24 protein-coding genes and 2 pseudogenes are annotated in these 25811 nt (G+C 73.6%); 18 read left to right on the forward strand and 8 right to left on the reverse strand.

Features of this window, described 5'->3' with window-relative positions; translation table 11 throughout:
* Positions 1-171: 171 nt before the first annotated feature.
* Complete coding sequence (locus J1792_RS14505) at positions 172-1263, forward strand: hypothetical protein (protein ID WP_207247394.1); 1092 nt, start codon at positions 172-174, stop codon at positions 1261-1263.
* A 119-nt stretch (positions 1264-1382) separates the two neighbouring features.
* On the opposite strand, the gene J1792_RS14510 is transcribed toward J1792_RS14505, so the two are convergent.
* Positions 1383-3131, reverse strand: coding sequence for a M4 family metallopeptidase (locus J1792_RS14510; RefSeq protein ID WP_086572966.1), 1749 nt, complete (start codon positions 3129-3131; stop codon positions 1383-1385).
* A 400-nt stretch (positions 3132-3531) separates the two neighbouring features.
* A complete protein-coding gene (locus tag J1792_RS14515) occupies positions 3532-3954 on the reverse strand; it encodes a gamma-glutamylcyclotransferase family protein (RefSeq protein ID WP_086572958.1) in 423 nt (140 codons plus the stop codon).
* A gap of 64 nt (positions 3955-4018) precedes the next feature.
* Here J1792_RS14515 and J1792_RS14520 point away from each other — a divergent pair, with 64 nt between their 5' ends.
* From J1792_RS14520 to J1792_RS14530, 3 genes are read left to right on the forward strand one after another with little or no spacing between them, the layout of a single operon-like run.
* Complete coding sequence (locus tag J1792_RS14520; RefSeq protein WP_207247395.1) at positions 4019-6403, forward strand: FHA domain-containing protein; 2385 nt, start codon at positions 4019-4021, stop codon at positions 6401-6403.
* A gap of 9 nt (positions 6404-6412) precedes the next feature.
* Positions 6413-7036 (forward strand): hypothetical protein, encoded by a 624-nt coding sequence (locus J1792_RS14525; protein ID WP_207247396.1) that lies wholly within the window; start codon positions 6413-6415, stop codon positions 7034-7036.
* The gene (locus J1792_RS14530; protein ID WP_207247397.1) at positions 7036-8049 is read left to right on the forward strand and encodes a serine/threonine-protein kinase; all 1014 of its coding nucleotides are present in this window, start codon (positions 7036-7038) and stop codon (positions 8047-8049) included. Before J1792_RS14525 ends, J1792_RS14530 begins: the two co-directional genes overlap by 1 nt.
* 22 nt (positions 8050-8071) lie before the next feature.
* Here the strand turns inward: J1792_RS14530 and J1792_RS14535 are convergent, their stop codons facing one another.
* Positions 8072-9382 (reverse strand): streptophobe family protein, encoded by a 1311-nt coding sequence (locus J1792_RS14535; protein ID WP_307842986.1) that lies wholly within the window; start codon positions 9380-9382, stop codon positions 8072-8074.
* A gap of 181 nt (positions 9383-9563) precedes the next feature.
* Here J1792_RS14535 and J1792_RS14540 point away from each other — a divergent pair, with 181 nt between their 5' ends.
* Positions 9564-10766: a DUF6777 domain-containing protein gene (locus tag J1792_RS14540; RefSeq protein ID WP_207247398.1), complete on the forward strand. Its 1203-nt coding sequence runs from the start codon at positions 9564-9566 to the stop codon at positions 10764-10766.
* An 8-nt stretch (positions 10767-10774) separates the two neighbouring features.
* Positions 10775-11509: a DUF998 domain-containing protein gene (locus J1792_RS14545; RefSeq protein WP_207247399.1), complete on the forward strand. Its 735-nt coding sequence runs from the start codon at positions 10775-10777 to the stop codon at positions 11507-11509.
* Here J1792_RS14545 and pqqC read toward each other — a convergent pair.
* Positions 11506-12270 carry a pyrroloquinoline-quinone synthase PqqC gene (pqqC, locus tag J1792_RS14550; protein WP_242705114.1) on the reverse strand — a complete coding sequence of 255 codons (765 nt, stop codon included), beginning with the start codon at positions 12268-12270 and terminating at the stop codon, positions 11506-11508. The two genes, J1792_RS14545 and pqqC, sit on opposite strands and share 4 nt — an antisense overlap.
* A 291-nt stretch (positions 12271-12561) precedes the next feature.
* On the opposite strand from pqqC, the gene J1792_RS14555 reads away from it, so the two are divergent.
* On the forward strand, positions 12562-13593 hold the full coding sequence (locus J1792_RS14555) for an SDR family oxidoreductase (RefSeq protein ID WP_086569418.1): 1032 nt from the start codon (positions 12562-12564) through the stop codon (positions 13591-13593).
* Positions 13583-14182, forward strand: a complete 600-nt coding sequence (locus tag J1792_RS14560) for a TIGR03086 family metal-binding protein (RefSeq protein ID WP_086569367.1) — start codon at positions 13583-13585, stop codon at positions 14180-14182. The genes J1792_RS14555 and J1792_RS14560 overlap by 11 nt, the downstream gene beginning before the upstream one ends.
* Positions 14183-14208: 26 nt before the next feature.
* On the opposite strand, the gene J1792_RS14565 is transcribed toward J1792_RS14560, so the two are convergent.
* Genes J1792_RS14565 through J1792_RS14575 form a run of 3 tightly spaced genes read right to left on the reverse strand, consistent with a single transcriptional unit; the run spans position 14209 to position 17236 of the window.
* Positions 14209-14763: a type 1 glutamine amidotransferase domain-containing protein gene (locus tag J1792_RS14565; protein WP_086569369.1), complete on the reverse strand. Its 555-nt coding sequence runs from the start codon at positions 14761-14763 to the stop codon at positions 14209-14211.
* Positions 14760-15422 carry a diguanylate cyclase gene (locus tag J1792_RS14570; RefSeq protein ID WP_242645913.1) on the reverse strand — a complete coding sequence of 221 codons (663 nt, stop codon included), beginning with the start codon at positions 15420-15422 and terminating at the stop codon, positions 14760-14762. The genes J1792_RS14565 and J1792_RS14570 overlap by 4 nt, the downstream gene beginning before the upstream one ends.
* Entirely contained in the window at positions 15419-17236 is a 1818-nt protein-coding gene (locus J1792_RS14575; protein WP_086569420.1) for a thiamine pyrophosphate-requiring protein, read from the reverse strand. Before J1792_RS14575 ends, J1792_RS14570 begins: the two co-directional genes overlap by 4 nt.
* Before the next feature lie 275 nt (positions 17237-17511).
* Here J1792_RS14575 and J1792_RS14580 point away from each other — a divergent pair, with 275 nt between their 5' ends.
* The 10 genes and pseudogenes from J1792_RS14580 to J1792_RS35775 all read left to right on the forward strand — a co-directional run.
* Complete coding sequence (locus tag J1792_RS14580) at positions 17512-17682, forward strand: hypothetical protein (protein WP_179198869.1); 171 nt, start codon at positions 17512-17514, stop codon at positions 17680-17682.
* A 133-nt stretch (positions 17683-17815) separates the two neighbouring features.
* Positions 17816-17863: pseudogene (locus J1792_RS35370) on the forward strand (hypothetical protein); the annotation flags it as partial.
* 242 nt (positions 17864-18105) lie between these two features.
* Entirely contained in the window at positions 18106-18372 is a 267-nt protein-coding gene (locus tag J1792_RS14590; protein ID WP_372446105.1) for a hydrogenase subunit MbhD domain-containing protein, read from the forward strand.
* A complete protein-coding gene (locus tag J1792_RS14595) occupies positions 18369-19133 on the forward strand; it encodes an MnhB domain-containing protein (RefSeq protein ID WP_086569373.1) in 765 nt (254 codons plus the stop codon). The genes J1792_RS14590 and J1792_RS14595 overlap by 4 nt, the downstream gene beginning before the upstream one ends.
* Positions 19130-19474, forward strand: a complete 345-nt coding sequence (locus J1792_RS14600; protein WP_207247400.1) for a sodium:proton antiporter — start codon at positions 19130-19132, stop codon at positions 19472-19474. The genes J1792_RS14595 and J1792_RS14600 overlap by 4 nt, the downstream gene beginning before the upstream one ends.
* Before the next feature lie 6 nt (positions 19475-19480).
* A complete protein-coding gene (locus J1792_RS14605) occupies positions 19481-21301 on the forward strand; it encodes a complex I subunit 5 family protein (RefSeq protein WP_307842988.1) in 1821 nt (606 codons plus the stop codon).
* Positions 21302-21400: 99 nt separating this feature from the next.
* Complete coding sequence (locus J1792_RS14610) at positions 21401-22117, forward strand: L,D-transpeptidase family protein (protein ID WP_086569424.1); 717 nt, start codon at positions 21401-21403, stop codon at positions 22115-22117.
* A 68-nt stretch (positions 22118-22185) separates the two neighbouring features.
* Entirely contained in the window at positions 22186-23865 is a 1680-nt protein-coding gene (locus J1792_RS14615) for a sensor histidine kinase (protein ID WP_086569379.1), read from the forward strand.
* A gap of 19 nt (positions 23866-23884) precedes the next feature.
* A complete protein-coding gene (locus J1792_RS14620) occupies positions 23885-24214 on the forward strand; it encodes a hypothetical protein (protein WP_207247401.1) in 330 nt (109 codons plus the stop codon).
* Positions 24199-24916, forward strand: a pseudogene (locus tag J1792_RS35775) (Tn3 family transposase); the annotation flags it as partial. The gene J1792_RS14620 and the pseudogene J1792_RS35775, both read left to right, overlap by 16 nt.
* A 145-nt stretch (positions 24917-25061) precedes the next feature.
* Here the strand turns inward: J1792_RS35775 and J1792_RS14630 are convergent.
* On the reverse strand, positions 25062-25799 hold the full coding sequence (locus J1792_RS14630) for a TetR/AcrR family transcriptional regulator (RefSeq protein WP_207247403.1): 738 nt from the start codon (positions 25797-25799) through the stop codon (positions 25062-25064).
* Positions 25800-25811 lie beyond the last annotated feature (12 nt).

The raw sequence follows: 25811 nt of genomic DNA on the forward strand, positions 1-25811 counted from the left end.
TGCCGGGGCGGGATCCGCCCCCGGCAACCCCTAACGGTTTGTCACCGTCCGCGGGTGCGGACGAAATTCGTGGGATTTCCGTTCCCGGTGGGGAACCATCAGCTGTGGAAGGCGCTCTCTGAGGCCAGAGGCGTACGGACGTACGGAACATCCCACGTGCAGGGGCGGTAAATGACGCGAAATGTCGGACAGCAGCGGTCGTCGGTGGCTCGTAAGGCCGCCGGGAGGACCGCGGCGGCGCTGGCGGCCGGGCTGGCGCTGGTCATGGGAGCGGCGGGAGCGGCCCACGCGGCCCCCGCCGCCGGCGTGCGGGCGGAGACGGGCTGCGACACCTCCCCGGCGGCGGGCAGCGCCACGGCCGCCCGGACGGCCGCGCAGGAATCCGCCGAGGCGCCGGCGCCGGCCGCCACCGGCACCGCCGCGCAGAAGGTCTCCTACAGCGTGACCTCCCAGCTGCCCATCGGCCTGTGGTCGCCCTCGAGCGTCACCCTGCGAACCCCCGTCACCAAGGGCAAGGTCCGTCTCGACGTCACCAGCAAGGGCTTCAGCACCGACTCCCTGTCGGTGCAGCGCTTCGACTCGCGCACCAAGCGCTGGCTCGACCTGGACACCGCGCCGGGCGGCGGTAGCTGGCCCACCCGCGGCGTCTTCACCTTCCCCGTCACCGCCAAGGGCGCGAGCGCCGCGCACCCGCACACCGTCGCGCTGCGGCTGCAGGACCTCGACCGTCCCGGCACCCTGAGCGTCACCGCCTCCGTCGAGGACGGCCGCGGTCACACCTACCGCGCCCCCGCCCGCACGACCACCGCCACCCGCCCCCAGGTCACCGTCGGCGGCTGGAAGAACGGCACGGTGCTCGAGCGCGGCGGCGACGCCCGCGAGGTCACGGTCACGGTGAAGAACACCACCAACCGCGCCTACCCGTCCCTCGCCGCCTCCTACTTCGCCTACGGGGCCGGCGCGAGCCACGCCCTGACGCCCAAGGACCTGGTGCTGAGCCAGTACCGGACCGGCCAGGGCTGGGTCCGCGTCCCGCTGCTCGCGGGCGGCTGCGACCCGGGCATGAGCGCCCGGCTGCTGCCCGCCGTCAAGGGCCCCCTCGCCCCGGGTGCCGTGGCGGTCTACCGGCTGAAGGTGGCCGTCGCCGGCTCCGCCCCCCGTGACGTGACCACCGCCGACGCGGGTGTGACGGTCGCCAACGGCGACATGTCCTTCTTCTCGCAGGCGCTGCCGTTCACCGTCCGCGCGCCCAAGGCCGCGTAGCCCGGCAGGGCGAGTACGGAACGTCGAGAACGTCGAGAACATCGAAAAAGTCGAAAACGTCAAAGAAAGGGCCCTCGGCCCGCGGCGGAAGCCGCGGCCCGAGGGCCCTTCGCGTGAGGTCAGTGCTTCGCCGCGGCCTTGGCCTTCGGCGTGTTGGCCTCGGTGACGTTCACCGCGGACCAGGCGGCGTTCACCGTCTTGTACTCGGTGCTGTCCTTGCCGTACATGTCCGCGGCGGCCTGCAGCGTGGCGACGCGGGCCTCGTGGAAGTCGGTCGTGGAGACCATGTACCGGGTCAGGGCGCGGTAGAAGATCTGCTGGGCCTTGTCCCGGCCGATGCCGGTGACGGTCGAGCCGTCGTGGGTGGGGGAGTCGTAGGAGACGCCGCCGATCGTCTTCGCGCCGCTGCCCTCGGCCAGCAGGTAGAAGGCGTGCGAGGAGACGCCGGAGCCGGCGTGGACCTCGCGGTCGTAGGAGCCCTCGTCCCAGTAGTCGACCGTGCCCTCGAGGACGTCGAGGGAGGGCTTGTCCATGCGGCGCAGGAACTTCTGCTCCAGGCCGAGCTTCTCGCCGAGCAGGTAGTTCGGCTTGTTGGCGGCGTTGCCGGTGGTGAACTCGACGCCGACACCGAAGACGTCGGCGAGGGACTCGTTGAGGGAGCCTGCCTCGCCGAACTGGTTGCCGTTGGCGTCGACGCGCGTGGGCTGGAAGTCGGCCGTGGCCTCGATGACGCCGTGGCTGAGCTCGTGACCGGTGACGTCCAGGGCCACCAGCGGCTGCTTGAACGTTTCGCCGTCGCCGTCGCCGTAGAGCATGCAGGCGCAGTCGGGGGACCAGAAGGCGTTGCCGACCTTGTCGCCGAAGTGCACGAGGGCGTGCGGGCCGGTGCCGTCGTTCTTGATGCCGTTGCGGCCGAACGTCTTCTTGTAGAAGTCGAACGTGCTGGTGATGCCGTACTGCGCGTCCACCGCCGCGCTCGCGGAGTCGCGGGCGGTGCCGTTGCCCCACTTGTTGTCGGCGTCCGTGAACGCCTTGCCGGCGCCGAAGGACCCGAGCTCCTTGCGGCCCGCGTCGCGGGTCTCGCCGTCGCCGCGGCTGGGGTCCTTGAGGGTGAAGGAGCTCTTCGCGGTCTGCGTGGTGAGCAGCGGCACGTTGCCGGCGAAGATCGAGGCGCCGGTGCCGTTCGCGGGCGCCGGGAAGGCGCCGGCGGCCGGCTTGGCCACGCCGGACGTGGTGGGCTTGGCGGCGACGCGCGGGGCGGCCTGCTGGCCCTTCTGGCGCAGCGTGGACTTCAGCCGCGGCGAGATGAAGCCGTCGCTGAGCGGGGTGCTGCTGATGACCTTGCCGGAGGCCGCGTCGACGACGACGGCCTTGGAGACGCCGGTCTCGGCGTCGCCGCCCTTGACGGTCACCTGGTACGCCAGGACGGAGGATCCGCCGCGGGCGTCCACGACCAGCTCGGCCTTGCCGGCCGTGCCGCCCGCCGACTTGGCGGCCTTGGTCGCCGCCTCGTCGGCGCTGAGCTTCGGGGTGACGCTGGGCATGGCGACCTTGCGGCCGTTGGCCCGGGTCACGCCCAGGTACTGCTGCTTGGCGTCGAGGTGGACGACCATGTCGGCGCCGATCACGGTGACGCCGCGGTGGACCCGCTCGAAGCGGACGTGCCGCTTGCCCTCCGGGTCGACCAGGGTGTCCTTGACCTTCAGGGTGTCGTCCGCGCCGAGGCCGGTGTCCTTGGCGTTGGCGGCCGCCGCGGAGCGGGCCGCCTTGACGATCTCCGACTGCTTGGCGGCGCCGGCCGCGGACCGCGCGGAGGCGGCTGCGGGGTCCGAGGAGGCGCCGGGGGTGGCGATGGCCGTGCCGGCCATGGTCGCGGCGGCGACCACCGCGACACCGACGGCCACCAGACGTCTGCGGGACGAGGCCGATATGGAAGATGTGGGGGAATTACGCACTTTTCAGCGCCCTTTGCCATCAGGGCGGTTCGGGCATGCCCGACCGCTAGCGTGCGCGCGGTGCCGTCACCAGCGACACCACGGGGACCTGTGGTCCGTGAATGACTGTGCACGCATTGGCATGCTCATGAAAAGTGATAATAGGGTAAATGTCGAACAATTGACCAGTTGTTAACAAATGATCAACAGTCGGCGATCATGGGGTGACATCCCGTCGTCCCGGCGATGAAGAGGGGTCACGGGGTATGCAGGTTGCCGCAGTTGGCCGATCGCTCGTCATGTGAGACGACAAACGGGAGTTGATGAGGGCGAATCACCCCATCCAGTCGCCGCCCGGCACCCTTCGGCCCTCGGCCCGCAGTCGCCGCGCGAGCCGCTCCGCCGCGACGTAGACCCACCCGCGCACCGTGCCGCCGCCCTCCACCGTCACCTCGCACACCACGCGTTCGTAGAGATTGCGCGGGTCGCCCGGCCGGTGGCCCTCCAGCGCGTCGAGCGACGCCAGCACCTTGTCGTACACCGCCGGGGCCACGGTGATCAGCTCGCCCCGTACCTCGCCCGCCGCCCCCTCGACCGCGTAGGGGTAGCCCGGCCCCTCGTAGAGCACCGCGCCCGGCAGCCTCGCCGGCACCTCCGCCACCGTCCGGCCCCGCAGGAAACGGGCGTGATTGTGCCGCCCGGGGCGCAGCGTCCCGTAGACGAAGAAGGGCAGCCGCCCGTGAAACCCGCCGGTCACCGGTGCTCCCTTCCGCGCGGCCGCCGGAAGGCGGCCACGAGCCGTCGGCCGTACGATGAGGATTATGGGAGATCGGTCGGTCGCACCCTCCGCACCCTCCGCCCCCGAACTCGTCGTCGAAGCCGATGGCGGCTCGCAGGTGATGAGTCCGAGCCGGATCTACCACGTGGGGCGCGACCCTTCGAGCGACATCGTGCTGCAGGACGCGCGCGTCTCGTGGCACCACGCGGTGCTGCGCGCGGTCGAGGACCACTGGACGCTCGAGGACACCGGCAGCACCAACGGCACCTACACCGAGGGCCACCGCATCCGGTCCCTGGAGGTGCATCCCGGCAGCGTCGTGCGCTTCGGGAACCCCGCAGACGGCCCCGCCGCCGTCGTCACCGGCGTCCGGCCGCACCCGGCGGACCGGCCCTCGTCGGTCTCGCACCCCTCGGCCACCGGGACCTTCCGGCAGCCCACGTCCGTACGGCCGCTGCCCGAGCGGACCGTACGCATCGGCCGCAGCACCGACAACGACCTCATCGTCGACGACCTCGTCGTCTCCCGGCGCCACGCCGAACTGCGTGCCCTGCCCGGCGGCGGCCACGAGATCGTCGACCTCGGCAGCCACAACGGCACCTACCTCAACGGCGTCCGCGTCCAGCGCGGCCCCCTCGGCCCCGGCGACATCGTCGGCATCGGCCACTCGGCCTTCTGCCTGGTCGGCGACCAGCTGCAGGAGTTCGTCGACACCGGCGAGGTCTCCCTCGACGTCCAGGACCTGTCCGTCCACGTCGACGAGGGCCGCAAGACCCTGCTCGACGACGTCACCTTCCCCGTCGGCGCCCGGAGCCTGCTCGCCGTCGTGGGGCCCAGCGGCGCCGGCAAGTCCACCCTGCTCAACGCCCTCACCGGGCTCCGCCCGGCCGACCGCGGCACCGTGCTCTACGACGGGCGCGACCTGTACCGCGACTACGCCGAGCTGCGCGCCCGCATCGGACTCGTCCCGCAGGACGACATCCTGCACGCCCAGCTGACCGTGCGGCGCGCCCTGCGCTACGCCGCCGAGCTGCGCTTCCCCGGCGACACGGCCAAGGCCGAGCGGGACGCCCGCGTCGAGGAGGTCATCGCCGAACTCGGCCTCCAACAGCGCGCCGACCTGCCCATCCACAGCCTCTCCGGCGGCCAGCGCAAGCGCGTCAGCGTGGCGCTCGAGCTGCTGACGAAGCCGTCCCTGCTCTTCCTCGACGAGCCGACCTCCGGCCTCGACCCGGGCATGGACCGCTCCGTGATGACCATGCTGCGCGGCCTCGCCGACGACGGCCGCACCGTCATCGTCGTCACCCACAGCGTGCTCAGCCTCGACGTGTGCGACCGGCTGCTGGTCCTCGCCCCCGGCGGGCGCATCGCCTTCTACGGTCCGCCCGGGGACTCGCTGGAGTTCTTCGGCTTCGCCCAGTGGCCCGAGGCCTTCGAGGCGTTCGAGAACGACCGGGACCGGGACTGGGCCGGGCACTACCGCACCTCGCCCGAGCACCGCAAGTACATCGCCGCGGCCACCGACCAGCCCCGGCTGGGGGCGGTCGCCCCCGCCCCGGCCGCGGCCGAGGAGCCGCCGAAGGCGCAGAGCTGGGGCAGCCAGCTGTGGACGCTGATGCGCCGGTACGTGATGGCGCTGAGCGCCGACCGGACCTTCCTCGCCATCATGATCGCGCTGCCGTTCCTGACCGGCGGCATGGCACGGCTGTCCGCGGGCACCAAGTTCGCCTCGGCGGACAAGGCCAACACCGTCATGCTCATCCTGTGCGTCGGCGGCGTGTTGACGGGCGCCGCCAACGCCGTGCGCGAGCTGGTGAAGGAACGCGTCATCTACCGGCGGGAGCGCGCCGTCGGCCTGTCCAGATCCGCCTATGTGATGTCGAAGGTCGTCGTTCTTGGTGTGATCACGGTCGTGCAGGCGATCGTCCTGTCCCTGGTGGCGCTCGCCGGCGTGGACACCCGCGCCCCCGGCGGGCAGGGCGTGCTCATGCCGCCCCTGGTGGAGATGACGCTGGCCGAGGCCCTGCTGGCGTTCACCTCGATGATGCTGGGCCTCGTGGTGTCGGCACTGGTCCGCCGCGAAGAGGTCACCATGCCGCTGCTGGTGATGATCACCCTCGTTCAGGTCGTCTTCTGCGGAGGGATGATCGAACTCCACAACCGGCTGGTCCTGGAGCAACTGGCCTGGCTGGTCCCCGCCCGCTGGGCGCTGGCGGCCATGAGCAGCACCATCGACGTCACCCATATCCCGCCCGAGCCCGGCACGCCCACCCCGCCGCCCGGCGCCCAGAGCACCGACCCCCTCTTCGAACACGCCGTCGGCACCTGGATGCTGAGCATGAGCATGATGGTGGTGCTGTCCGTCGTCCTCGGCCTCCTGGTCGTGCGCCTGCTGCGCCGCCACGAGCCCGCCGTCATGCGGAAGTGAGGACGGGGCATGAACGCCGTCCCCTCCCCCTACGACGCCGCCCCCGACGTCCCCGGATTCGAGCCGACCCATGTGGTGCCCAAGGACGGGCTGTCCACCTGGGCCGCCCCGGACACGTCCGTGCCGACCGAGCCCATGGACCCGCTGCTGCCCGTCCGGCTGCTCACCCGGCGCGGCGACTGGGGACAGGTGCTCTGCTCGAACGGCTGGGCGGCGTGGGTCGACGCCCGGCTGCTGGTCACGCTCCCCGAGAGCCCGCCGCCGGCGGGCGCGCCCATGGCGCGCACGGCCGACGCGCGCAGGCTGCTGGCCCGCGTCGAGGAGACCCTGGGCCGCTACCGGGAAGCGGTGGAGGAGCTGGCGGCGGGCCGCATGGACGGGGAGACGTTCCAGCGCACCACCCACGGCCTGCGCATCGGGGCGGTGGTCGAGGGCGAGGCGGTCTGGCTCTACGACGCCGAGCACGACCGCTGGTGCTACTGCGACGGCACGACCATGACGACCTTCGCCGCGCCCGAGCCCGCCCCGCAGTCTCTCCCGCCCGAGCCCGCCCCGTCGTCCGTCCCGCCCGAGCCCACGCGCCTGGACAGCCCCGCCTCCGGCCCGCCGCCCACCCGGCTCGGTGACGCCTGATGGCGGGCGAGGACGACCGCCGCGCCCACCCGGACGCCACGCTGGCCCCCGGCCCGTCCGGGCTCATCGGCCGGCAGCTCGCCGGCTACCGCGTCGAGAGCGAGATCGGGCGCGGCGGCATGGCCGTCGTCTACCGCGCCACCGACCTGCGCCTGGGCCGCACCGTCGCCCTCAAGTTGCTGGCCCCCGAGCTCGCCCGCAACGACACCTTCCGCGACCGCTTCGCGCACGAGTCACGGGTGGCCGCCGCCATCGACCACCCGCACATCGTGCCGGTGTTCGAGGCCGGAGAGGTCGAGGGCGTGCTCTACATCGCCATGCGCTACGTCGCCGGGCTGGACCTGCGCGCCCTGCTGGACCGGGAGGGCCCGCTGCCGCTGCCCACCGCCGTGCGCATCGCCGGCCAGGTCGCCTCGGCCCTGGATGCCGCGCACGCGCACGACCTGGTCCACCGGGACGTCAAGCCGGGGAACATCCTGGTGGCCGAGGGCACCGACAGCGACCACCCCGAGCACGTCTACCTGACCGACTTCGGCCTGACGAAGAAGTCGCTGTCGCTGACCGGCTACACACGCGTCGGCCAGTTCGTCGGCACCCTGGACTATGTGGCGCCGGAGCAGATCTCCGGCAAGCCGGTGGACGGGCGCTGCGACGTCTACAGCCTGGCGTGCGTGGTGTTCGAGACCCTCACCGGGGCGCCGCCCTTCCAGCGCGACGACGACATGGCGTTGCTGTGGGCGCATCAGTACGATCCGCCGCCGCTGCTGTCCCAGCACGTGCGGGGGCTTCCGGCGCGGGTCGACGAGGTCCTCACCACGGCCCTGGCCAAGGCGCCGGACGACCGGTACGACAGCTGCCTGGAGTTCGTCACGGCCCTGCGGCTGGCCGGGCGCGAGCGCCCGGTCGCGCCGGAAGTGGTGCCGGACCATACGCCCGGGCACTCGGCCACCCGGGTGGAGACCGCGGGTCCGCCGCCGGACCCGCCGAAGTGGGCGGCACCGGTGTTCCCGTAGGCCGGTTCACCCGCTGGCCGGCTCACCCGCCGGGCGGCGCGCCCTCTCCCCGGCTTTCCCGGCTCTCTTCCCGGCGGAGCGCCCAGGACCCGGCCAGGCCGCCGATGAAGCCCGCCAACAGCCCCCACAGCAACCCGAACCCCACCAGCCGCAGCAGTCGCGCGTGCAGCGAGACCTCGCCGCCGAAGTCCCCGAGGTCGCCCAGGCCCAGCAGCGACAGGCCGAAGATCGCCGAGACCCGGGTGAGCAGACCGACGATCAGCAGCGTGACCGCCACCGCCACGGCCAGCCGTACGGCGAGCCGCCAGGGAGCGGTCCCCGCGGGCGAGCGCACGGCCAGCACGAAGCCGGCCGCCAGGAGCGCGAGCGCGGCCAGCAGGGCCAGCAGCCAGGCCCGCCCGTCGTAGGCGGACAGCGAGGAGAGGTCCACCGTGCGGCTCCCGCCGTCGGTCTCGCGCAGCACCGCCGCCAGCGGCTTGGGCACCGGCAGGCCGATGTCGCCCGGCACCCGGCCCTCCCAGGCGCCGCCCAGGCCGATGCCGAACGCCATCCAGGCGAGGTTGGGCAGGCCCAGCAGCAGCACGGCGAAGGTCTGGGCCGCGTGCCCCCGGGTGACGGCCGCGACCACTCCGGCGAGCAGACCCAGCACCACGTACGCCAGCAGCACCACCACCATCACGAACGCCGCCGGCCGGACGGAGTCCTGGAACCGCAGCAGCCGCGAGGGCAGCGGGGTCTTGCGGGACGCGGCCAGGGCCACCGCCAGCAGCACCAGCAGCCACAGCAGTCCGTAGCCGAGCGTGGGGCCCACGGCGGCGCGGAAGCCGACCGTCGGCGTCGCGCCCAGCGCCTCACCCAGCTCGTCGAGGAACTCCTCGCCCACCTGGATCCGGAAGGTGTGCCGCGCCGCCAGCGCGATCAGCAGCAGCGCCAGCAGCCACAGCACGGCCGTACGGGCGACACGGGCCAGCAGCGCGCGCCCGCTCGTCACCGCGTGGTGCCGCATCGGCAGCAGGAAGAGGACCGCGAGGGCCAGCGCCCCGGCCAGCGTCACCGACAGCGGCACCACGGCCAGCCCGCCGCCCGTCTGCGCGATGAAGCCCGCGTCGCCCGAGAGTTCGACCGTGCCGCCGACGGCCGTGACCATCACCGCCGCGACGACGGCGGCGAACGCCCCGTCCGGCAGGTCGGCGGCGCCCGCCGCCCACAGCCCGAGGGCGGCGACCACGGCCATCGCGGCCACCCCGGCGGCCACCGTCGCCAGCGCCTGCGCCCAGGCGCGCAGCTCACGCGTGGCCCCCAGTGGGGCACGGGACGTCGGTGGCTGGCTCACATCGTCCAACGTAGACCGGACCGCGCCGGGCCACCCGTCCGCGCGGGCGCCCGGGGGAATCCCGGCCACGCACCGTGGGGCCGCCCCGCACGCCCGCTTGCGGGGCGCACCGGTTTGGGACACACAATGTGCGCAGGGGCGGCGAAAGGGAACAAAGAGCCTCCAGCGTAGGAGAAGGGCCGTGTCGTCCGAACCACCGTCAGGAAAACGCCCCACCGGTCCTCCGTCCGGCCCGCTGTCCGGGCGGGGATCGCAGCCGCCCGGCCCCTCCGAGGAACCGGAGGCCACCCGTCAGGACTGGCCGTCCCAGCCCTCCGGCCCGTCCGTCCCCCAGGAGCCCCCCGGGCCGCCGGCCCCGCCCTCGGGCGGCCGCGGCACCCCGGCCGAACGGCCCGGCGGTGGCGCGCCGTGGTGGCGGTCCAAGGCCGCGCTGGCGGCGGCGGTCGCCGTCGTGGTGATCGCCGCGGCGCTCACGGTCTTCCTCATGAGGCAGAGCGGAACGCCCGCCGGGGAGGTCTTCCTGCAGGCCGCGTCGGCCGACGGCCGCGATCCCTTCACCCACTCCTCCGCGAAGGGCTCCAGCGCCGCCGCGGCCGCCGCCCCCGCCCACCCCCAGGGCACGGGCAACGGCCCCCGCACCGTCCAGGGCTCCACGCCCGGCCTCTACGGCGGCACCCGCAACGTCGCCAGCTGCGACGTCGAGCGCCAGATCGGCTATCTGAACCAGGACCAGTCCAAGGCCCGCGCCTTCGCGGGCGCCGCGGGCATCGAGGCGGGCGGCCTGGCCACCTACCTGCGCGGCCTGACGCCCCTGCAGCTGCGCACCGACACCCGGGTCACCAACCACGGCTACAAGGACGGCTCCGTCACCAGCTTCCAGTCCGTCCTGCAGGCCGGTACGGCCGTGCTCGTCGACGACCGGGGCGTGCCCAGGGTACGTTGCGCGTGCGGCAACCCCCTGAAGCCGCCGGTCGCCGTGAAGGGCACGCCCAAGGCCAAGGGCGACACCTGGCCGGCCTACCGGCCGGAGGACGTGGTGGTGGTCGACCCGGCCGACTCCGTCATGGAGGTCATCGTGGTCTACGACCCCGAGACCCGGGAGTGGTTCGAGCGCCCGGTGGGCACCGACGGCGAGGAGGACCGCCCCATCTCCGCCCCCAAGGGCGGGATGACCACGCAACCGCCGCGCCCGGCCACCTCCCCGGGCGGCCAGCAGCCCCAGCAGCCCCAGCAGCCTCCGCAGCCGCCCAAGCCCCAGCAGCCCACGTCCCCGCACCCCATGCCCCCCGCCACCACTCCGCACATGACGCCGCCGACCACCCCGGCGCCGCAGATGCCGCCCCCGCCGGCCTACGGGCCACCACCCGCGCGGCCGAACGGGTAAGGAGCCCGATGCGCGATTCCTCCACCGTCGTCCGCGGGGCCGCCGCCGGCCGGCTCCACGGCCGGCCGGCGGCGGCTGTGCGCGGCGGCCGTGCGTCCCTGCTGCTGGCCACGGCGGCGGTGGTCTACAACGACTGGCTGCTGGAATTCCTCCTGCCCACGGGCCTGGACGCCCGGCATTCCTACGTCAGCGAGCTGTACGCCGCCGACCAGCGCTTCCATGTCCTCTTCGGCGGCATCGAGATCATCGCCGCCGTGCTGGTGGTGACCGGCGCCCTGCTGGCCCGCGACCGCACGGCCGGCGGCCTGCCGTCGGCGGGCTGGTGGTCGCTGGTGGCCTTCGGGGCGTTCTCCGTGGCGGACGTCATCGTGCCCATGCACTGCGCGCCGTCCATCGAGCGCGGCTGTGAGGCCGTCAATCCCTGGCACACGACCACCAGCGCGCTCGTCCACGCCGCGCTGTTCGCCTCGATGGCGCTGCTCGTCCTCGCGTCCGGCCCCGGTCCCTGCCCGCGCCCGCTCATCCGCCGCCGGGGCCCGTGGGTGCTGGCCGGGGCCCTGCTGTCGGCCCTGGCCACGGTCGGCCCGCTGTTCGGCCGGCCGGGCTGGCACGGGGTTCCGCAGCGGGCCCATCTGGTGCTGGTGGGCGTGTGGTTCCTGCTGCTGGCCGGGGCCCTGCGCAAGACCCCCGAAACGGCGGACGCCCCCGTCGGCGCCCGTCGGGTGCCCGCCCCGGTCCGCTAGGGCGTGTCCTGGGGCGGACACCCTCCAGGCGGGGCGGAGTCCGTCCTGCCCGCGTGGTCGAGGGCGTCGAGCATGCTCCACAGCACGTCGCACTTGAACGTCAGGGCGGCGAGCGCCGCGTCCTGCAGCTGACGGGTCGTGCAGTACGACAGGACCAGGCCCAGGGCGTGCCGGGCGTCGTCGGCGACCGCCGCCGGACGGGTGGTGAAGTAGCCGTGGCCGGAGGGGTCGACCCAGGGGTAGTGGGTGCGCAGCGCGGCGAGCCGGTCGCGCATCAGGCCTGGCGCGAACAGCTCGGTCAGACAGGCGGCGACGGCCTCGATCCAGGGGCGCGTGCGGCAGAAGGTCACATAGGCGTCCGTGGCGAAGCGGACGCCGGGCAGGACGTGGCGTTCGTCCAGCACCTCGGCGCGGGTCAGTCCCGCGGCCTCGGCGAGGGCGAGCCACTGGGCGTTGCCGCCGTGCCCCTCGGCCGTGCCGTCCTGGTAGGTGATGCGCTCGGTCCAGCGGCGGCGCACCTCGGGCACGGGACAGTTGGCGACGATGGCCGCGTCCTTCTGCGGCAGCAGCTTCTGGTAGTACCAGCGGTTGGCGATCCAGCGCCGCAGCTCCGGCCCGGTCAGGCCCCCTTGGTGCAGCCGCAGGTGCACCGGGTGCCGGGACCAGTACTGATCGGCGTGGGCGTGCAGCGCGGTGGTGAACGCCGAGCGGGTCAGACACCCCTCGTGCCCGGCGTCCGCCCCCGGGCCGGGCGCCGTCACCACCGGGCGGCGAACGCGGTGACCTCGGCCGGGAGCGGGCCCGCCACGGCAGGAGCGGTCGTCAAGGACGTTCCCCTCTCTCGTCTCCCCGGCGCGGGCGGCACCGTGGCATCCACCGGGGCACGCGAGCCCCGCCGTCAAGGGTCGGTAATGCCGGCCACCGCCCGCAATCGCTGGAACGGGTGAACGAGCCGGACGCCCGGCGAGCGGGCCCTCGCCCGGACGAGGGAAGTCCGGTCACATCGGCCCCTTCCGTTTATGGCGCCGGGCCCTGGGTACCCGGCGCCGATGATGAAGAGAACGAAGCCGTCCGTCGTGGTGGTGACCGGTGCCAGCGGCGGCGTGGGGCGTGCCACGGCCAGGGCGTTCGCCCGGCAGGGCGCCTGCGTCGCGCTGCTGGCGCGCGGGCACAAGGGGCTGGAGGCCGCGGCCGCCGAGGTGCGCACGCGCGGCGGCCAGGCGCTGGTGGTGCCCGTGGACGTGGCCGACCACCGGCAGGTCACCGACGCGGCGAACCGCGTGGAAGAGGTGTTCGGGCCCGTCGACGTGTGGGTCAACAACGCCTTCACCGGCGTGTTCGCCCCCTTCGTCGAGATCGAGCCCGAGGAGTTCCGCCGCGTCACCGAGGTCACCTATCTGGGCTATGTGTACGGCACCCACGCCGCGCTCTCCCGCATGCTCCCGCGCGACCACGGCACCGTCGTCCAGGTGGGCTCGGCCCTCGCCTACCGCGGGCTGCCCCTGCAGTCCGCCTACAGCGGTGCCGAGCACGCCATCCAGGGCTGGCACGAGGCCCTGCGGTGCGAGCTGCTCCACCAGCGCAGCAAGGTCCGTACGACCATGGTGCAGCTGCCCGCCCTGAACACCCCGCAGTTCGGCTGGGTGCTCAACCGCATGCCGCGCCGTCCCCGTCCCGTACCGCCCGTCTACGAGCCGGAACTCGCCGCCCGCGCCATCGTGCACGCCGCCGCCCATCCGCGCCGCCGCGAGTACTGGGTCGGAGCCAGCACCGTCGCCACCCTCGTCGCCAACGCCGTCGCGCCCGGCCTGATGGACCGCTACCTCGCCCGGACGGCCTACGCCGCGCAGCAGCGCTCCGATCCCGCTCCGGTGACGTCGCCGGTGAACCTGTGGCATCCGGTCGACGGCGACGGCGGCCACGACTACGGCGCGCACGGCGACTTCGGCAGGGGCGCGCGGGTGCACGGGCCCCAGCTGTGGCTCTCGGAGCACCGGGGCGCCCTGGCCGGCGGGGCGGCGTTCGCCGCCGCCGCGCTGGCCGCGGCCCGGATGCGGACGGATCATGGGCACCATGACCGGTGACAAGAACCTGACCGACTCCCGGCGGCGCACCGTGCTCGCCCGGCACGCCGAGGCGCTCGACCTCTTCACCGACCGGGTGCACGCCATCCGCCCGGAGCAGTGGGACGCGCCCACGCCGTGCACCGAGTGGACCGTGCGCGATCTGGTGAACCACCTGGCCGTCGAGCAGATGTGGGTGCCGCCGATGCTGGCCGGCTCGACCGTGGAGGAGGTCGGCGACGCCTTCGACGGCGACCGGCTCGGCGAGGACCCCGTCGGCGTCTGGGACCGGGCGGCCGCCACGGCCCAGGAGGCCTTCGGCGCCCATGAGGCGCTGGACCGCACGGTGCAGCTGTCGTTCGGCAGCACGGCCGCCCACGCCTACTGCGCGCAGATGATCGCCGACCTGGTGGTGCACGCCTGGGACCTCTCGCGCGCGATCGGCGCCGAGGAACACCCCTCGAAGGAGCTCGTGGACTTCACCCTGCACGAGGTGGAGCCGTACGCCGACGACCTCTCGGGCTCGGGCCTGTTCGCGAAGCCGGTGCCGCCGCCCCCCGGCGCCGACACCTGGCAGAAGCTGCTCGCCAAGCTCGGCCGGCGACCCTGACGTCCTGACGCCCTGATGCCCTGACGTCAGGCCCCGCCACCCCCCTCGGCCTTGCGGAACTCGGCGGTGAACGCGTCGCAGAACGCCTTGAGGTCGTCCGGCTTACGGCTGGTGATCAGCGTGTTGGGCCCATGGGTGCACACCTTGACCTGCTCGTCGACCCAGGACCCGCCCGCGTTCTGGATGTCCGTGCGCAGGCTCGGCCACGACGTCAGGGTGCGGCCGCGCAGCACGTCGGCCTCGACCAGCGTCCACAGGCCGTGACAGATCGCGGCCACCGGCTTGCCGGACGTGAAGAAGCCACGGGCGAACGCCACCGCCCGCTCGTCCAGGCGCAGGAAGTCGGGGCTCGCGACCCCGCCCGGCAGCACCAGGGCGTCGTACTCCGCGGTGCCCGCCTCGGCCACCGTCCTGTCGACGGGGAAGGTGTCGCCCCGGTCGAGGTGGTGGAACGCCTGGATCCTCCCCGGCTTCGTCGAGACGAGGTGCGGGGTGCCGCCCGCCTCCTCGACCGCCTTCCAGGGGGTGGTGACCTCGACCTGTTCGGCGCCCTCCGGCGCCACCAGGAACGCGACCTTCATGACGGCTTCCCTTCTGTCGGGTACTCGGCGAGCCGAGCGCCCGTTCGCTCCGTAGCCCGGTTCTTCCTCCCCCTCCACGCCCCCCGGCCTCCGCGCTTCCTTCCCGCGCGCAGGCAGCGCACCAGCTCCTCCCCGTAGGGCAGGGCGATGAACGCCGCCACCCCGAGCCCGATCCCGGCCAGGTAGCCGCGCGGCAGCGGTGTGCGGCGCGGCACCAGCCGCCAGGCCGTCGGATCGCCCCCGCCGCCGCGCAGCAGTGAGCGGGCCTGCGCGGGGTGCAGGCATATCAGCGAGGCCAGGGCCGCGAACGGCAGCGTCTCCAGGAAGCTGTGGACGTGCTGCTCGACCGGCTTGACCGCGCGGTCGCCGCGCACCGCCGTGCGCACGTCCCACAGCGCGGTGGCCTCGTGCGCGGCCGTCGCCCCCAGCTGCACGGCGAGCAGCAGCGGATTGACCTCGCACACCAGGGTGAGCGCGATGGGCACGCCCACCTCGGTCATCATCAGCGCGTGGATGGCCGACTCGCGGGTGCCGGAGGTGTCCTCGATGTGGGTGCGCCGGTGCAACACCCAGTCGGCGACACCGGGGACGAACCAGCCGGGCAGCAGCCCGTACATCAGATAGCGGGTGGTGGCGGCCTCGACGGTGTCGGACGTCATGACGGTCCTCCCGGGGTGGCGGACTTCCCTCGGCCGCCGGGCAGGAACTCCTGGATCTTCGCCTTGATGCCCTGCCGCAGCACGCCCTTGCGGTCGGCGTCGCCCTTGAGCAGGGAGGCCGCCGTCGCCTCGATCTGGTCCCAGTCCGCGTGCGGGGGGATCGGCGGCACCGCCGGGTCGGTGACGAACTCCACCACGGCGGGCCCCGGCGCGGCCAGGGCCTCGCGCCAGGCGTCCTCGACCTCGTCCGGCTTCTCCACCCGGATCCCGGTCAGCCCGAGCAGCTCGGCGAATCGGGCGTAGGGGACGTCGGGCAGTTCCTGCGAGGGCAGGAACTCCGGGGAGCCGCCCATGGCGCGCAGCTCCCACGTCACCTGGTTGAGGTCCCGGTTGTTCCACACGCCCACCACGAGCCGTTGGTCCTCCCACTGGTGCCGGTACTTGGCCACCGTGATCAGCTCGGCCATGCCGTTCATCTGCATCGCCCCGTCCCCGACCAGCGCCACCACCGGCCGGTCCGGGTGGGCGAACTTCGCCCCGATCGCGTACGGCACCCCGCAGCCCATCGTCGCCAGCGTCCCCGACAGGGAGCCGCGCATCGTGCCGCGCAGGGTGATGTGCCGGGCGTACCAGTTCGCCACCGAACCGGAGTCCGAGGTCAGGATCGCGTCGTCCGGCAGCAGCGGCGACAGCGCCCGCGCCACGTGCTCGGGGTTCACCGGCTCGGCGCTCACCGCGGCCCGCCGCGCCATCACCTCCTTCCACCGCTGCGCGTTGGCGATCACCTGGCTCTGCCAGCCGCGCCGGTCCTGGCGCTCCAGCAGTGGGATCAGCGCCTCCAGCGTGGCCCGCGCGTCGCCGATCAGGTTGACCTCGTAGGGGTAGCGCAGCCCCGCCAGATGCGGGTCGATCTCGATCTGCACGCCCCGCGCCGCGCCGAACTCCGGCAGGAACTCCGCGTAGGGGAAGTTGGACCCGATCGTCAGCAGCGTGTCGCAGTCGCGCATCAGCTCGTAGGAGGGACGGGTGCCCAGCAGCCCGATCGAGCCGGTGACGTACGGCAGCTCGTCGCTGAGCACGTCCAGGCCCAGCAGCGCCTTCGCCACCCCCGCGCCCAGGATCTCGGCGACCCGCTCCACCTCGCCGCGGGCCCCGGCGGCGCCCTGGCCCACGAGGATCGCCACCTTCCGGCCGGCGTTGAGGACCTGCGCCGCGCGCTCGAGCGCGTCGGGCGAGGGCAGCGCCTGCCAGCCGCTGCGGTCCAGGCTGGAGGGCACCATCGTGTGGTCGTGGGTGGGCGGGGTGTACGGGAGGTCCTGCACGTCGGCGTGGACGATGACGGCCGTGGGGGCGCGGCGCGCGTAGGCGGTGCGGATGGCCCGGTCCAGGACGTTCGGCAGCTGCTCGGGGACCGTGACGGTCTCCAGGAACTCCGAGGCGACGTCCTTGAAGAGCGTGTGCAGGTCCACCTCCTGCTGGTACGCGCCGCCCATCGCGGAGCGGGCCGTCTGGCCCACGATCGCCAGCACCGGCACGTGGTCGAGCTTGGCGTCGTAGAGGCCGTTGAGCAGGTGGATCGCCCCCGGCCCCGACGTCGCCACGCACACCCCCAGTCGCCCGCTGAACTTGGCGTACCCCACGGCCTCGAGCGCCGCCGTCTCCTCGTGCCGGGCCTGGACGAACCTCGGCTGGTCCTCGGCCCGCCCCCAGGCCGTCAGCAGCCCGTTGATCCCATCCCCCGGGTAGCCGAAGACCCGTTCCACACCCCACTCGCGCAGGCGCGCCAGGATGCGGTCGGAAACCTGCTCGCTCATGCTGTTCCTCTCCACTGCCGCCCGGTGCGGGGCGGCCTCGCGTCGCCCCGGGACGTGCTCGTCGAGGGCCTCGCCGTACTCCGTCATCGCGGTGGGATCCCCCGGGGCCGCGCGGTGAGCTCAAACGCAACGGGTAACCCCCGGGCGCCGCGATGAAACCTCCCGGTTCGCGGTTCGCGGTGCGGCGGGGTGGCGTCCCGCCCTGGCCCGCCCGATGTCCGATACTCGGTCGCGAGTCCGGTTCGGCCCGATTGGGCAGGGAAGGTGGAGGAACGGTGCTGCGCAGGGCGGCCGCGGCCGCGGAGGTCCTCGGCTGGTGGGTGGTGCTCACCGCCGTGTGGACCGTACTGATCGGCTCGGTGGACCCGCTCGAGACGGCCGTCGGCGCCGCGGCCGCGCTCCTGGCCGCCTGCGCCGCCCGCGGCGCCCGGCGGGCGGCGGCCTGAGGTGAACGGGTGGCTCGTGGCCGCCGCCGTGCTCGTCGTCGCCGGCCTGGGCCCGAGCCTGTGGGGCGTCGCGCGCGGCGGGGCCGGCCGGCGCGTCGTCGCCCAGAACACGGCGACCCTGCTGCTGTGCCTGGTGTTCCTCCTGCTCTCCCAGGGGTACGGGCGGCCGTCGTACACCGACCTCGCGCTGGTGACCTCGGTGCTGGGACCGACCGGGACGCTCGTCTTCGTCCGGCTGCTCGGCGACGAGATCGACGCGCCCCCGCCGGGCCTGCACCTGCTCACCCCCTCGTCGCCGTCGGCACCCCGCCACCCTCGTCCCGCTGTGCGTCGCCACCGGCCCCGGCCGGGCCCTGCTCAAACTGCTCCTCATCGGCGCCCTGCTGATGGCCGGCGGGATCGTCACCTCCAAGGCCCTGCGCCATGCGTGAGGCCCTGGACGACACGCTCGTCGCCGCCTCGCTGCTGCTCGTCGCGGCCGCCGCCACCGCCGCCGCGCTCACCCGCGACCCCGCCCGGCAGGCGGTCGTGCTCTCCCTGCTCGCCCTCGCCCTCGCCCTCGCCCTGCTCTTCACCGTGCTGCAGGCGCCCGACGTGGCCCTGTCCCAGCTCGCGGTCGGCTCGGCGGTCACCCCGCTGATGATCCTGCTGACGGTCCGCCGGGTCCGCCGCCGGAGGCGGCGCGAGTGACGCGCCGGGCGCGGCTGTGGGTGCTGGCCGCCGGACTGCTCGGCACGGCGGCGCTGTTCGCGGCCGCCTGCCTGCGCATGCCGCCGTTCGGCGGCACCTGGCACCCCTACGGCGACCGGGCCGTCGCGGCCGCGATCGCGCAGCGCACCGCCAACACCGTCTCCTCCGTCAACTTCGACCAGCGCGCCCTCGACACCCTCGGCGAGGAGAGCATCCTCTTCGCCGCCGTCCTCGGCACGGTCGTCCTGCTGCGCCGCACGCCCGACGAACGCCGCGTCGCCCCGCAGCCCGCGTCCGTACCGCCCGCCCTGCGCCGCTACGCGATCACCGTGCTGCCCCTGGCCCTCCTCATCGGGCTGTACGTCGTCGCCCACGGCCAGCTCAGCCCGGGCGGCGGCTTCCAGGGCGGCGTGGTCGTCGCCACCGCCCTGCACCTGCTCTACATCGGCGTCGACCACCGCGCCCTGGAACGCGTCCGCCCGGTGGGCCTGTACGAACTCGCCGACGGCGTCGGCGAGGGGGCGTACGTCGTCCTCGGCGCCGCCGGGCTCCTCGCCGGCTCGGCCTACCTGGCCAACACCCTCCCGCACGGCACCTTCAACACCCTGGCCTCCGGCGGCACGGTCCCGCTGCTCAACGCCGCCGTGGGCATGGAGGTCGCCTCCGCCGTGGTCGTCCTGCTCGCCCGCTTCCTCGCCCAGGCCCTGGAGATCGTGGACGAGAAGACCGTGGACGAGAAGGAAGAGAAGGAGAAGGAGTGAGCGTCCTGCCCTACCTCGTCGCCGGGTGGATCTTCCTGGTGGGCGTCTACGGCCTCGCCACCAGCCGCCACCTCGTGCACGCGGTCGGCTGCCTGGCGGTGGCCCAGTCGTCCACCTACGTGCTGCTGCTGGCCGTCGGCTACCGCCGGGGCGCCACCGCGCCGGTCTTCTCCGACATCCCGCCGGGCACAACGGTCGTCGACCCCGTCGTCCAGGCCCTCGCCCTCACCGACGTCGTCGTGGGCGCCACGGTCACCGCGCTGCTGCTGGCCCTGGTGGTGCAGACCCGCAAGCGGCACGGCACCGTCGACCCCGACGAACTGTCCGGGCTGAAGGGCTGACCCGCGGTGGACCGGCTGCTCCCGCTGATCGTGGCGGTGCCCCTGCTCGGCGCCGCGGTGCTGGTGGGCGCGGGCCGCCGGATGCCGCGCCTCGCGGCGGAGACGGTGGCGTGCGCCTGCGCCGCCGCGTCCACCGCCCTCGCCTGCGCCGCGCTGGCGCGGGCCACGACCGTCGTCTCCTGGGCGGGGGGCTGGCGGCCGCGTCACGGCGTGAGCGGGGGCATCGTCCTGGTCGGCGACCGCATCGGACTGGGGCTCGCGGCGCTGGCCTCCGTCCTCGTCCTGGCCGTACTGGCCTACTCCTGGCGCTACTTCGAGGAGCCGCCGCGCGGCCACTCCGGCGCCTTCCCGGCCCTCGTCCTCCTCTTCCAGGCGGGGATGTGCGGTTTCGCGCTCACCGGGGACCTCTTCGACGCCTTCGTCTTCTTCGAACTGATGGGCGTCTGCGGCTACGCCCTCACCGGCTACCACGTCGAGGAGTCCCGACCGGTCCAGGGCGCCCTGGCCTTCGGCTTCGTCAACTCCCTCGGCAGCTACGCCACGCTCATGGGCATCGCTCTGCTGTACGCGCGCACCGGCGAACTGGGCATGGCGGCGATCGGCCGGCAGCTGGACGCGGCGCCGGAGCGCGACGCGCTGGTGGCCGCCGCGTTCGTCCTGGTGATGACCGGGCTGCTGGTCAAGGCCGCCGCCGTCCCCTTCCACTTCTGGCTGCCGGACGCGCACGCCGTCGCGCCCACGCCGGTGTGCCTGGTCCTCTCCGGCGTCATGGTCGAGACGGGCGTCTACGGCGTCGCCCGCGTCCACACGACCGTCTTCGGCGGCCCCGGCGGCATCCCCGCCGCCGGCACCCGGCGCGTGCTCGTCGTTCTGGGCGTGGTGAGCGCGGTGACCGGCGCCGTGATGTGCTGGCAGCAGCGGCACATCAAGCGGCTGCTGGCCTTCTCCACGGTCGGCCACACCGGCCTCTTCCTCGTCGGCGTCGGCCTGCTGACCGACGAGGGCCTGTCGGGCACATGCCTGTACGTCCTCGGCCATGCGGGCGCCAAGGCCGCCCTCTTCGCCTGCACCGGCATCCTCCTCGCGCGGCTCGGTAGCGTCGACGAGCACGAACTGCACGGCCGGGGCCGCGACATACGGGGCATCGGCCTGCTCTTCGCCCTCGGCGGCCTCGCCCTGGCGGGCCTGCCGCCCTTCGGCACCGGCCTGGGCAAGGCCGTCGTGGAGGAGGGGTCCGCCTGGCTGCCCGCGCTGTTCGGCCTGGTGTCGGCGCTGACCGGCGGCGCGGCGCTGAGGGTCGCGGCACGGGTCTTCCTCGGGACCGGCGAGCGCGGCCGCGAGGAGGAGCCGGAGACGGCGGGCGGTGAGGAGGAGCCCGAGACGGCGGGTGGCGAGGAGGAGCCGGAAACCGGCCGCCGGATCCGTCTTGCGCCCCCGCCGATGGTGTCGGTCGCCGTGGCGCTGCTGGCCGGCGCGCTCGCGGTGGGGACCGTGCCCGCGCTCGCCGAGGCGACGTACGCGGCCTCCTCCGCCTTCCTGGACCACGCCGGCTACGCCGCCACCGTCCTCGGCGGCCGGGCCGGCGGCGGGCAGCCGGGCCACGCGGCCGCGGCGCACGGCGGCGCGTGGTGGACCTGGACCGGCGCGGCCCTCGGCCTGCTCTCGGCAGCCCTCGCCGTCGTCCTCGCGGCGGCGGCCGTCGTCGGCCTGGTGCCCTCCCGCGGCTGGAGCGCGCCGCTGCGCCGGCTGCACTCCGGCCACATCGGCGACTACGTGGCCTGGACGACGGCCGGGATCGGCCTGCTGTCACTGCTGACGCTGTGGTGAGCTCACGGCTGCCGCCCGGCGGCCGCCGCGTACCGGAGGCCGTAGGGGATGTCCGGGAGCGGGCGCAACCAACGGGCGGGCCGGGCTGTCATATCGTTCATGACAAGTTCACCGAAGAGAACCCTCGCGCGCCGTTTCGGCGTCCTGCTGGGCGCGGCGGGACTGGCCGCGCCCCTCACCGTGGCGCTGGGCGCGGGCTCCGCCCAGGCGGCGACCTCCGCGTGCACCGCCGGCACCGGCCCGTACCAGGCGAAGGCGGAGCGCTTCCTCGGCCGGACGGCCGACGGCAAGCAGTCGGCCGCCGACTGCCGCGCGATACGCGACTTCCAGCGCGACCACGGCATCAGCCCGGCCATCGGCTACGCGGGCGCCGTCACCTGGGGCGTCATGGACCTCGTCACCCAGCAGCGGGCCGCCGGCTCCAACCCCAACGCCGCGGGCAAGTGCCCGACGAACAAGGGCCGCATAGCCTGCGTGGACCTCACCCGCCAGCTGAGCTGGGTCCAGGACGGCAAGAAGCTGAAGTTCGGCCCCGTCCCCATCCGCTCCGGCCGCGACGGCTACGAGACCCGCACGGGCCTGAAGAAGGTCTACTGGCGCAGCATCGACCACTGGTCCACGATCTACAAGGTCAGCATGCCGTACAGCCAGTTCTTCGACGGCGGGCAGGCCTTCCACTCCATCGACGGCAACGTCTGGTCGGCCCCCGGCTCGCACGGCTGCGTCAACATGCGGCGCGGTGACGCCAAGACGTACTGGTCGCTGCTGAAGAACGGCGACGACGTGTACGTCTACGGGCGCAAGCCCGGCACCTGAGGGCGGGCGCCACGACCCCGATGATCAAGATAGATTTCGGGTCGGGCGTCGCTTGAGGAGAATCAACTGTGGAGAACACCGGGGACGGTGCGGTGCGGTTACCGCACCTTCGGCTCGACGAGCTGCTGGAGGAGCTCCAGTCCAGGCTGGACGCCGCGCGCGGCACCCGTGACCGGGTGCACAGCCTGCTGGAGGCCGTGCTGTCGGTGGGACGCGAGCTGGATCTGGAGCATGTGCTGCGCCGCATCGTCGAGGCGGCCGTGGTGCTGGTGGACGCCGAGTACGGCGCGCTGGGGGTGATCGGCCCCGACGGGCGGACGCTGTCGCAGTTCCTGACCGTCGGGCTGAGCGAGGACCGCATCGCGGCCATCGGCCCCCACCCCAGCGGCCACGGCATCCTCGGCGAGCTCATCCGGCACCCCGAGCCGCTGCGGCTGCCCAGGATCTGCGAGCACGCCGCCTCGTACGGCTTCCCGGAGGGCCACCCGCCGATGCACAGCTTCCTGGGCGTGCCCATCCGGGTGCGCGACCAGGTGTTCGGCAACCTGTATCTGACCGAGAAGCACGGCGGCGCCCAGTTCGAGGCCGAGGACGAGTCCGTGCTGTCCACGCTCGCCGTCGCCGCCGGCGTCGCCATCGACAACGCCCGGCTGTACGAGGAGGCCACGCGCCGCGAGCAGTGGCTTCGGGCCGGCGCCGCCGTCACGAACCGCCTGATGTCCGGCAGCCCGCCGGACGACGTCATCGGCCTGATCGCCGAGCTCGCCCAGGAGATCACCGGCGCCGCCCTGGCCACGGTGGCCCTGCCGGTGCCCCAGGGCGACGCGCTGTCCGTCGAGGTGGCCGTCGGCGACCGCGCCGACGGGATCCGCGGCCGCGTCCTGCCGGTGGACGGCTCCCTGTCCGGAGCCGCCTACACCGGCGGCGGCCCGGTGCACGGCAGCGCCACCGAGTCCCTGCCGGGCCCGGCCGTCGCCGTGCCGGTGACCTCGGGCGACGCCGTACGGGGCGTGCTGCTGCTGGCCCGCGTCAAGGGGCAGGCGGAGTTCTCCCACGAGGAGACCGAGCACCTGGCCGGCTTCGCAGGACAGGCCGCCCTGGCCATGGAACTGGCCGAACGCCGCGCGGACGCCCAGCAGATCGCCCTCCTGGAGGACCGCGACCGCATCGCCCGCGACCTGCACGACCTGGCGATCCAGCGGCTGTTCGCCACCGGCATGACCCTGCAGAGCGCCGACCGCTTCATCGACCACCCCGAGGCCGTCGAGCGCGTCCACCGCGCGGTCGACGACCTGGACGAGACCATAAAGATCATCAGGTCGACCATCTTCGGCCTGCGCTCCCGGGAGGCCGCACCCCAGCACGGCCTGCGCACCCGCGTCGTCCAGACCGTCGGCGAGGCCGGCACCCTCCTCGGCTTCGCCCCGAGCCTGCGCATGGAGGGCCTCCTGGACACCCAGGTGCCGCGCCCGGTCGTCGACGACGTGGTGGCCGTCCTCGGCGAGGCCCTGGCCAACGTCGCCCGCCACGCCGGCGCCACCACCACCGACGTCTCCGTCGTCAACGACGGCCACCACCTCGCCCTGACCGTCACCGACGACGGCACCGGCATCCCCCACACCGGCCACCCCCGCCGCAGCGGCCTCCGCAACCTCGCCGAGCGCGCCTCCCACCACGGCGGAGAACTCCACCTGACCACACCGGAGGGCGGCGGCACGCGCCTGGTGTGGCGGATACCGGTGCGATGATGGCGCATTGTCGTTGTTCGTGAGACTCGGGTTGGTGCTGCTGACCGGGGCGTTACCAGATCGGGCGGCGGCGAGGTCCGCGGACTTCGCCGCACCGGGCAGGGCCTCGCCCGCCGTGTCCGCCCCGTCGGAGACCAACGCGCTGGCTCTGGCCAAGCGCTCGGGCCGGAACGTCGAGGTGGAATCCCTGCGCGCCGAGACCTCGGACGTGGTGGCCCGGGCCGATGGAAGGCTTGAGGCCAGGGAATACCTGCGCCCGGTCCGGGCGCGGATCGGCGGTGAGTGGAAGCCGGTAGACGCCACGTTGGAGAAGGGCGCCGACGGCGGCGTCTCGTGCACCGTGCCCTGAACAACCGCGACGTGTTCGCCGCTCCGTCGCACCGCTGGTCCAACCCGCGGGCTCGTCTGCTGGAGGGCTCCGAGTGGGAGGCGGTGTGCGAGGACGTCCTGGCGGCCCTGAGCCTGGACATGCCCGTCGAGGAGCACCTGGCGGAGCTGGTGCGGGGCCTGGACGCCGGTTGGAAGCAGCTCGCCGAGCGATTGGAGGAGGCGGGGCCGGCGGCGAAGGTCTCTGTCGAGGTGCAGGACGACGGGCGGGTGAAGCTGAACGTCGACAAGCTTGGCGCGCTCGGCGAGCCGAAGTTCCTGACCTGGCTGCGCAAGCGGGTCGAGAAGATGCTCCCGAAGATCGACCTGCCGGACCTTTTGTTCGAGGTGAACGCCTGGACCGGCTTCCTGGACGCCTTCGTGCACCTCGGCGATGGCACCACCCGGATGAAGGACCTGTCCACCCCGGTGGTCGCGCTGCTGGTCGGAGGCGTGCAACATCGGCCTGGCCCGGGTGGTGAACCCCGGTTACGAGGCCCTGACACGGGCCCGGATCGTGCACGTCGACCAGTACTACCTGCGCGCCGACGCCATCGCCGCGGCGAACGCGAGGCTCATCGCCGCCCAGGCGGAGGTGTCCATCGTGAGGTTCTGAGGCGAGGGCCTACTCGCCTCCGTGGACGGGCTGCGGTTCGTCGTCCCCGTGCGCACGGTCAGCGCGGCGGTTCTGGCGGGCCACGATGCCCGGCGTCGAGACCGGCAAGAGATCGGGTCCCTTCGCCTGGCCCGCGGTTTCGGAATCGGCCTTGCGGTACAGCGGTCAATGCCAAGCCGACGATCATGGACTTGAGGCCGGTCGTGGGGAGCGGCTATGCGGACAGTCGCTGGAGCCATTCCGTCAGAAGTTGCTGTTCGGCCTGGCTGAGGGCGTTCTGGCCAGGCAGTGCTGCGCGCAAGGCACGGGCAGCGCCGCCCGGCCCCGGTTCCTCCACAGCCGGTTCCTGGGTGGTGATGGTGGTGATCATCGATTCGCGCAGGGCGACAAGGAGCGCGGTGTCTCGCTCGGGCTCGGGGACGGACTGCCAGGTCAGGATCGCGCCGCTGGCGGTGGCATGGACGATCTGGGCCGCGAGTCCCTCTTCCGTGCGCAGGAGTCCCGCGGCGGCGATGCGCCGGATTCTGTCCATGAGGTGTTCGAGGCCGATCCGGAAGGCGGTCGTGGACCGGGCGGGTTCGCCGTACATCAGCGTGTACAGCGCGGGGTTGGCCAGCCCGAACTCGACCACGGTGTCCCAGCCGACGCGCAGTTCCTTGACCGGGTCGTCAGGCGAGGGTTCGAGCTGCTGCTTGGCTGCCAGGAACCGGGTGAAACCGTGCTCGGCCACCGCATCCAGCAGCCCCTCCTTGTCGCCGAACAGCCGGTAAAGGGCGGGCGGTTGCAGTCCGGCGGCGTCAGCGACCGCCCGGGTGGTGACCGAGTCGCGGCCCCCTTGCTCCAGCAGGCCGGTCGCGGCCTCGATGATCCGGCGGCGCGTCTGTTCTCGTGCGGCGGTGGTGGGCTCCGCGGCGCGCCGGGTGGGGGTCGGTTGGGTCGGTTCAACAGGCATGGAAGCAACGAT

Source organism: Streptomyces triculaminicus (genome assembly GCF_017349075.1).
GTDB classification, from domain to species: Bacteria; Actinomycetota; Actinomycetes; order Streptomycetales; family Streptomycetaceae; genus Streptomyces; species Streptomyces triculaminicus.

Bases quoted from the DNA above. Each gene is read 5' to 3' on its own strand.
- J1792_RS14505 (WP_207247394.1), top strand. From the start codon at position 172: ATGACGCGAAATGTCGGACAGCAGCGGTCGTCGGTGGCTCGTAAGGCC.
- J1792_RS14510 (WP_086572966.1), bottom strand. From the start codon at position 3,131: ATGGCCGGCACGGCCATCGCCACCCCCGGCGCCTCCTCGGACCCCGCA.
- J1792_RS14520 (WP_207247395.1), top strand. From the start codon at position 4,019: ATGGGAGATCGGTCGGTCGCACCCTCCGCACCCTCCGCCCCCGAACTC.
- J1792_RS14525 (WP_207247396.1), top strand. From the start codon at position 6,413: ATGAACGCCGTCCCCTCCCCCTACGACGCCGCCCCCGACGTCCCCGGA.
- J1792_RS14530 (WP_207247397.1), top strand. From the start codon at position 7,036: ATGGCGGGCGAGGACGACCGCCGCGCCCACCCGGACGCCACGCTGGCC.
- J1792_RS14545 (WP_207247399.1), top strand. From the start codon at position 10,775: ATGCGCGATTCCTCCACCGTCGTCCGCGGGGCCGCCGCCGGCCGGCTC.
- J1792_RS14555 (WP_086569418.1), top strand. From the start codon at position 12,562: ATGAAGAGAACGAAGCCGTCCGTCGTGGTGGTGACCGGTGCCAGCGGC.
- J1792_RS14560 (WP_086569367.1), top strand. From the start codon at position 13,583: ATGACCGGTGACAAGAACCTGACCGACTCCCGGCGGCGCACCGTGCTC.
- J1792_RS14565 (WP_086569369.1), bottom strand. From the start codon at position 14,763: ATGAAGGTCGCGTTCCTGGTGGCGCCGGAGGGCGCCGAACAGGTCGAG.
- J1792_RS14570 (WP_242645913.1), bottom strand. From the start codon at position 15,422: ATGACGTCCGACACCGTCGAGGCCGCCACCACCCGCTATCTGATGTAC.
- J1792_RS14575 (WP_086569420.1), bottom strand. From the start codon at position 17,236: ATGAGCGAGCAGGTTTCCGACCGCATCCTGGCGCGCCTGCGCGAGTGG.
- J1792_RS14590 (WP_372446105.1), top strand. From the start codon at position 18,106: ATGCGTGAGGCCCTGGACGACACGCTCGTCGCCGCCTCGCTGCTGCTC.
- J1792_RS14610 (WP_086569424.1), top strand. From the start codon at position 21,401: ATGACAAGTTCACCGAAGAGAACCCTCGCGCGCCGTTTCGGCGTCCTG.
- J1792_RS14630 (WP_207247403.1), bottom strand. From the start codon at position 25,799: ATGCCTGTTGAACCGACCCAACCGACCCCCACCCGGCGCGCCGCGGAG.